Annotated in this window: 5 protein-coding genes and 1 pseudogene; 1 reads left to right on the top strand and 5 read right to left on the bottom strand. The window is 57.4% G+C overall.

Features of this window, described 5'->3' with window-relative positions; all coding sequences use genetic code 11:
- Positions 1 to 168: 168 nt before the first annotated feature.
- From araH to HZU72_RS23410, 4 genes are all read right to left on the bottom strand, one after another.
- On the bottom strand, positions 169 to 1,179 hold the full coding sequence (araH, locus tag HZU72_RS23425) for an L-arabinose ABC transporter permease AraH (protein ID WP_009287512.1): 1,011 nt from the start codon (positions 1,177 to 1,179) through the stop codon (positions 169 to 171).
- Positions 1,180 to 1,243: 64 nt separating this feature from the next.
- On the bottom strand, positions 1,244 to 2,737 hold the full coding sequence (gene araG, locus HZU72_RS23420) for an L-arabinose ABC transporter ATP-binding protein AraG (protein ID WP_180096353.1): 1,494 nt from the start codon (positions 2,735 to 2,737) through the stop codon (positions 1,244 to 1,246).
- Between the two features lie 28 nt (positions 2,738 to 2,765).
- Positions 2,766 to 3,761 (bottom strand): arabinose ABC transporter substrate-binding protein, encoded by a 996-nt coding sequence (locus tag HZU72_RS23415; protein ID WP_180096351.1) that lies wholly within the window; start codon positions 3,759 to 3,761, stop codon positions 2,766 to 2,768.
- Between the two features lie 90 nt (positions 3,762 to 3,851).
- On the bottom strand, positions 3,852 to 5,081 hold the full coding sequence (locus HZU72_RS23410; RefSeq protein WP_180096349.1) for an aldose epimerase family protein: 1,230 nt from the start codon (positions 5,079 to 5,081) through the stop codon (positions 3,852 to 3,854).
- 193 nt (positions 5,082 to 5,274) lie between these two features.
- Here HZU72_RS23410 and HZU72_RS23405 point away from each other — a divergent pair, with 193 nt between their 5' ends.
- Complete coding sequence (locus HZU72_RS23405; protein ID WP_180096347.1) at positions 5,275 to 6,216, top strand: LysR substrate-binding domain-containing protein; 942 nt, start codon at positions 5,275 to 5,277, stop codon at positions 6,214 to 6,216.
- Here HZU72_RS23405 and HZU72_RS23400 read toward each other — a convergent pair.
- Positions 6,213 to 6,415 (bottom strand): annotated as a pseudogene (locus HZU72_RS23400) (dihydroxy-acid dehydratase); the annotation flags it as partial. The gene HZU72_RS23405 and the pseudogene HZU72_RS23400 sit on opposite strands and share 4 nt — an antisense overlap.

The following is a 6,415-nucleotide window of genomic DNA, read 5'->3' as shown; positions in this document are numbered from 1 at the left end:
GGTCGGGGATGCCCTGGTTTTTCATCCAACTACGGTACATAAAACCGTTTTTATCGGCGGTGCCGAACCACTGGGCAGAGCGTAACGGGCGCTGACGATCAGACATAACTAAGCCTCCGAACAAACCGGAAAAAGTGACCAACGAATAAGGGGGTTACGGTTTAAGCGTCAGGCCCGCTGACGACGGGTCTGTTTCCAGCGGTCAAACATCACCGCCAGCAGCAGAATCGCACCACGCACCAGGTACTGGTAAAAGGTGGGGACGTTGAGCAGCCCCATGGCGTTCTGGACGCAGCCCATAATCAGTACACCGACCACCACACCGGTAATGGTGGCAACGCCACCGGATAGCGCCACGCCGCCCAGCACACAGGCGGAAATCACCGCCAGTTCCAGGCCCATGGAGGTATTGGGGTCGCCCAGCCCCATACGTGAAGCCAGCAGTACACCTACGACACCTGCCACTACGCCCTGGAGGCCGAAAACAATAATCTTGAGGCGGCGAACATTAACCCCGGCAAGCGCGGCGGCTTCCGAGTTCCCCCCGGTGGCCAGCACATTGCGCCCGAAAGCGGTCATGTTGAGCACTACGCCAAAGATCACAAAACAGGCCAGCATGGTCCAGACCGGCAGGGTTAGGCCGAGGAACGAGGCGCTGCCCAGGTCAAAGAAACCCGGCACGGTGATCATTACCGCGTCGCCGCCGGAGGTGATATAGGCCAGCCCGCGTACAAACTCCATTGCTGCCAGGGTGGCAATCAGCGAGTTAATACCGAACTTGGCAATTACCAGGCCGTTAAAAGCGCCCACCGCGCCCCCAGCGACAATCCCCCCGATCACACCGATAAACACGCTACCGGTACTGGAGGTCACCACCGCTGCGACCACCCCCGCAAAGGCCACCGTAGAGGCCACCGAGAGATCCACCTCACCCAGTGCCAGCACCAGCATCATGGTGGTGGCCAAACTGCCGATCAGGGTGATCGAGAGCAACAGCCCGACCATGTTGCGGCCGGTCAGAAAGTCCGGGATGAGTACCGCTAGGGCCACAAACAGCAGCAAGAAAATCGCAATCAGCCCTGAGGTATCCAGCAGCGTGCGCAGTGGCTTGATCAGCCCCTGCCGGCCCGCCGGGCGGGCAGGCGCAGTCTCGCCTTGGGTTGCATTGTTAGTTGTCATGATTGTTGTCCTGAACTTGTTCTCTTAAGAACGAATATCTTGGAAACCTTAAAAAAGCTGACACTTAGGCGGGTAGCGCCAAGCCCAGCAGGCGTTCCGGCGTAGCCGATTCCCGCGGCACTATGTCCACCAGTTCACCGTCGCGCATCACCGCGATGCGGTCACAGATGGAGCTGACTTCTGCCAGGTCACTGGAAATCACCACCACGCTTTTGCCCTGTTCGGCCAAATCGTAAAGCAGCGAGTAAATATCCCGCCGTGCGCCGACGTCGATGCCTCGGGTTGGCTCGTCCATCACAAACAGATCAATCTCCTCGGCAAGCCAGCGTGCCAGAATCACCTTCTGCTGGTTGCCGCCGGAAAGTTTGCCGATCGGCGTACGTGGCCCCGGTGTCTTGACGCTGAGTTGCTGGATATACGACTCGGCATTGCGCCGCTCACGGCCGGGATGGCGGAACATGCCCCAGCGTTTGAAAAAGCGCCGACAGCTGATATTGAGGTTGTCGGCCACGCTGGCCACCGGGAAAATACCCTGGGATTTACGATCCTCTGGACACATGGCAATACCGGCGCGTATCGCCTCGCCAGGGCTTTTAAAACGTCGCGATTCACCGTTGAACTGCACGCTGCCGGCCTTGGGCGATTCGACTCCGCAGATCAGCCTCAGCAGTTCGCTGCGCCCCGCGCCCACCAGACCAAACAGCCCGAATACTTCCCCGCGTTTGACGGAGAAACTCACCGGCGCCTTGAGGCCGCGCCCGTGGATTCCTTCCACGTTCAAGACCACATCGCCCTGTGTGCGCGGACGATAGCCGTAAACATCGTCGATATCCCGGCCGACCATTTCACTCACTAACAGGTCGTGATTGAGCGCCGACATATCTTCATGGGTGCGGATATGCTGGCCATCGCGGAAGATGGTGACCGCATCGCACATCTCAAACACCTCCTCCATGCGATGAGTCACGTAGAGCACCACCCGTCCCTCATCACGCAGTCGTTGGACGATACGTTTTAGCTGGCGAATTTCCTGAATAGAGAGGCTGCTGGTGGGCTCATCGAACGCGATAACCTTGGCGTCTCGCAGCAGCGCACGGCCAATTTCGATCATCTGCTGCTGGCCGATGGAGAGCTCGCGCACCTTGGTCGAGGGGTGGATCTCCCCCTCGCCAAGATCAGCCAGTATCGCCAACGCTTTTTCCTTCAGCCGGCGACGGTCAACAAACCCCTGCCGCGTGGGCAGTTGACCCAGCAGCAGATTTTCGGCCACCGACATATTGGGTGAGAGCGTCAACTCTTGGTAGATAATCGCAATGCCTTCCCGCAGCGCCTCTCGGGCGTTGTTGAATACATGGCGCTGGCCATCGATCCACAGTGCCCCTTCGGCCACCCGGTTAACGCCGCTTAGCACCTTGAGCAAGGTGGATTTACCCGCGCCGTTCTCGCCCATTAAGGCATGCACTTGACCGGCGTGGGAGGAGAAACTCACCCCATCCAGCGCGCGCACGCCGGGGAAAACGACACTAATCGCGTCGAACCGTAGATAAGCATCAGACATGCTTCAATACTCCCGCAGAGACTTACCGTTACAGACCAAGCGCGGCGCGCACTTCCTGCCAGTTTTCCCGCGTCATTAGCGTGCCGGAGGTTTCGGTATTGGCCGGTGGCTCTTGATCCTCGCTAATCCAGCGGTAGAGATCTTCAGCAGTCTGACGGCCGTGCATGGTGGAGCTCACTGCTACGGTGCCGTGGAAACCGGTGGGGTTGTCACGAGAGAACTCGGCAAAGGCAGCGCCGGAGCCATTGATACCCACGCCGATCACATCTTCAGGCGCTAAGCCATACTGCTCGGTAGCCCTAACACCGCCCAGAACACTCTCTTCATTGAGGGCATAGATCACCCAATGCTCATAGTCGCCGTTCTGGGACAACACCGGCGACGCGGCTGAAAAGGCGCCACTGGTGTCGGTGCTCTGCTGAGGCGCGTCGAAAATATTATCTTCTGGGAATCCCGCAGCTATCAGCGCTTCGGTGGCGCCGTCGGTACGCTCAACGGCGGTCGGTAGTTCGTTGTTGGTGATCCGCAGCGCGGCTACCTCTTCGGGGTTCCAGCCGCGCGCTTCCATTTCGGCGTTAATGGCTTCGCCCACCTGACGTCCTATTTTGGTGCCCGACATCCCCAGATGCGGCACGCCCTCCATGGGCTCACCGCTTGAGTTAACAAACTGGTCATCCACAGTGACTACTTTCATGCCGTACTGGTTAGCACGGTTCATAATCGCTGGCCCCAAGCGTACGTCTGGTGGGCAGATTACGAACCCTTCAGCGCCTTGGGAGTAGAGGTTATCGATAGCGCTAAGCACCTCTTGGCCATCTTCGCCACCAAGGCGTACCACTTCGAAGCCGAGCTCTTCGCCTACTTCAGTAGCCGCCTCCTGTTCGTTAATGAACCACGCCTGCTCCGGCTTTTTAACGATAAAGCCAATCTTCACCTCGTCTTCCTGGGCCTGTACTGACCCTAGAGAGGCCAGCATAACCGCGCTACCAAGTGCTAAACGGGTAAATGTCGTCGTCAATTTCATTGTTATACTCCTGCTATTTTTAACGTTGTTTTTATTGATATTTTTGATTATTAACCACTGACGGTTGGTAATAGTAATGATGAATCGAGATTACGAGCCCAGGTCTTGCTGCGCGGAAAAGCGGTAGACCGTGCGTGAGCGATAAGTCTCGCCCGGCACTAAGATAGTGCTGGGAAACGCCTCTTGATTAGGGGAGTCGGGGTAGTGCTGGGTTTCCAGGGCAAAGCCGGAGCGGTGTTCGTAGGCCTGGCCCTGCTTGCCGGTCAGGTCGCCGTTAAGGAAGTTGCCGGAATAGAATTGGATCGCGGGTTCGGTGGTGGTGATTTCCACCAGACGCCCGCTTTGGGGCTCCCATACTTTGGCAGCCAAGACCAGCTCATCCGATGCAGCGTTATCGCGGGCAAGTACAAAGTTGTGGTCATAACCGCCACCGAAGGCAAGCTGCTCGTTCTCCTGCTCAATGCGCTCACCGATGGGCGTCGCCTGGGTAAAGTCGAACGGCGTGCCCTCCACCGGGCGGATCTCACCGGTTGGAATCAAGGTGTCGTTGACCGGGGTAAACTCAGGGGCATTGATCATCAGTTGATGATCGAGAATGGTGTCGCTACCCTCACCCTTTAGGTTGAAGTAGCTGTGCTGGGTGAGGTTAATCGGGGTGGCTTTATCGGTTACCGCCCGATAATCCACCATCAGCTCGTCATTATCGGTCAGCGTATAGGTAACTTCGACCTCCAACTTACCGGGGTAGCCCTCTTCGCCATCCTCGCTGGTATAGCGCAGCACCAATCCATTGCCTGCGTCACTCTCGAATGGTTCGGCCTGCCATAGCACTTTATCGAATCCCTGGTCGCCGCCGTGCAGATGGTTGCTGCCATCGTTGGTAGCCAATGAGTAGGTTTCTCCATCGAGAGAGAATTGCCCACCCGCAATACGGTTGCCGTAACGACCAATAATGGCACCGAAGTAAGGATTGGCCTGACGGTACTCATCGGAGAGGTAGGCTTCCAAAGAGTCGAAGCCCAGCGCTATATCGTCAAACTTACCGTCCATATCAGGGGTTTTCAGCGACAAAATGATGCCACCGTAATTGGTCACCCGCAGTTCGATACCATTGGCGTTGGTAAGTTGATAGACATCCACCTGGCGACCATCGGGTAGATGGCCAAACACCGACGTTTGGATACCACTGCCGACGCTGCTGCCCGCGTTGTCTTCAGAACTGCTCTGGGCTTGTGCGGTGTTTGCCCACAGTACCGCGGCAATTGCACCGAGCAGAAGAGGGGAACCATTTCTTAATCGTTGGCTGTACATGAGAGGCATGAGCTTCCTCCTGGAGGCATACTTTGTTGCTAATTATTGTTGTTAGACCGGTGCTGTTAACTCAGTGAGTTACCACAGTTCATCATCACCGATACAGACACTACAGTAGCCATGTCTGGCATAACCAACCAATATACAAATGCCTCACTATCGATATACTTCTAAGTATCAATAACAACACGAGGCTTATCCCATGGGCGTTCTCGGCGAAAACTGGTTTTTAGACGTGCGACTAAAGTTGCGTCATTTTCAGCTATTTTTAGCCTTGGACGAGCAGCGCAACCTGCACCGCGCGGCGACTCAGCTCAATATGAGCCAGCCCGCCGCCTCAAAACTGCTCAGCGACCTGGAAGCCAACCTGGGTATTCGACTGTTCGATCGCCACCCCCGTGGGCTAACGCCCAACTGGTATGGCGAAATTATGATTCGCCACGCCCACAGCATGCTTTCAGCGCTACGCCACACCGGTGAGGAGCTAAACGCTCTCGGCGAGGGCAGTGCCGGCACGGTAGCCGTCGGGACGGTAATGGCGCCGGCAGTTACGCTGCTTACCAGCGCCATCGAACGGGTGCACCGCGACCGGCCAGGGCTAAAAATCAGCATAGATGTGGATGTCAGCAAGGTGCTGGTACCGCGCCTGCTGGAAGGCGAACTGGATTTCGCGATTACCCGCATACCCGCAGGCGTCGATGCCGAGCGCTTTGTCTTCGAGGAGATTGGCGAGGAGGAACTCTGCTTTGTGTGCCGCCAAGGGCATCCATTAGCCGATAAACAAACGCTGAGCCTTGCTGATATGGCGGGCTTCCCTTGGTCGCTGCAGCCCACTGGCGCGTTGATGCGCCAGCGGGTGGATAGCCTATTTCTACACCATCAGGTCGCGCCGCCCCGCCAGATTGTCGATACCGCAGACCTGCTGCTGTCGCTGGCCCTCGTCGACAAATCCGATACCATCACGGTGACTACACGGGAAGCCGCTGACCTGCTCTGCCCCCCGCAGCGCTTTCATATACTGCCATTTAGCGAGGCGCTAAGCGTTCAGCCCTATGGGCTGGTGAGCTTACGCCACCAGCGACTCTCCCCCGGTGCCGCCGCATTAATGAGCACTCTGCGGGAAGTGATTGCTCAGTCCAATTAATGCGAGTGCCGCGGCACATCAGACCCGCGACACCCCACCAGGAAGTCGAAGTCGCAGCCTTCGTCCGCCTGGAGCACCCGCTCGATATACAGCTGCCGATAGCCGCCCTGGCTGGCGATGAGCGTCGAGGCCGCGGTGGGGTCGCTCTCGGCTAAGCGTGAGGCCAGCTCTTCGTCGCTGAGTTCCAGATGCAGCCGGC

The sequence above is a fragment of the Vreelandella sedimenti genome, from assembly GCF_013416325.1.
Classification (GTDB): domain Bacteria; phylum Pseudomonadota; class Gammaproteobacteria; order Pseudomonadales; family Halomonadaceae; genus Vreelandella; species Vreelandella sedimenti.
Note: the sequence above shows the minus strand (reverse complement) of the source record. Positions and strands in the feature narration are given on the sequence as shown.